The following is an 830-nucleotide window of genomic DNA, read 5'->3' as shown; positions in this document are numbered from 1 at the left end:
CATTTGCAAGGATTTAATATGAAGGGCTTCACTAAGCAGAAAGGAGTGGCTGGAATCATATTTGTTTCGTTTCTCCCTATATTAATCATCACTTTCTCATTTTCTGTCGGTTACACACAACGTTTACTTGCGCACTCAAAAATCGAAGAAGCGGCGGAAGTAGCAAGTCTTGCTTTGATCGCAAGCCCTGGTAAAGACAATAAAGACGACCAGGACTATGCGCAGAGAATTGTTGATTTATACATTACTGACAACATCAGCGATATCGAGATCAGCGTATCCACCAAAAAGTGTGAATACAAAGATGGCTGTGTTCAACGGAATAATGAGCTATCACCATTTGCTGACTTCACCGTTGTCGCGACTGCGGAGCATGACTCGTGGATCTCACACAACGAAATTGGTGTAGAACCCAAGTTCAAGGTCTCTGGTGACTCGATTACGAGAAAATACCTACCTCAGCCCGTTGATATCTACTTCATATTGGATACCAGTCAATCGATGAGTAACCCATGGTATGGTGAAAGAAACAAGACTCAAATGCAGGTCGTAAAAGATACGATTACCAGAGTCGTTAAAGAGTTGGAGAACTTCAAAACCGGTCCGGATAAGAAAAGTCGAGTTGCGCTTTTAACTTATAACGCCTACAACGCAAAGTTCGATAAAGGCGCTGGTCGAGTGAAGTTATACGATTATGCAAGTGAGTTTTCTCACACTGAAGCGTCATTTGAAAGCATCGTCGATAAGATGTTTGATAAGTCTGTAGTAGAGCAAAAGCCGCACTATGCTAGTGATTATAATAAGTCGCAGGATATCCCTCTGACTGATAA

1 protein-coding gene is annotated in these 830 nt (G+C 41.9%); it reads left to right on the top strand.

The genetic code is table 11. The features are described from left to right. Positions 1–18 precede the first annotated feature (18 nt). The coding region (locus R7Q48_RS26160) for a pilus assembly protein (protein ID WP_318133101.1) at positions 19–830 on the top strand (812 nt) is incomplete at its 3' end.

The sequence above is a fragment of the Vibrio sp. 378 genome, assembly GCF_033339435.1.
The sequence above is the reverse complement of the archived record's forward strand: the minus strand, read 5'-3'. Positions and strand labels throughout refer to the sequence as shown.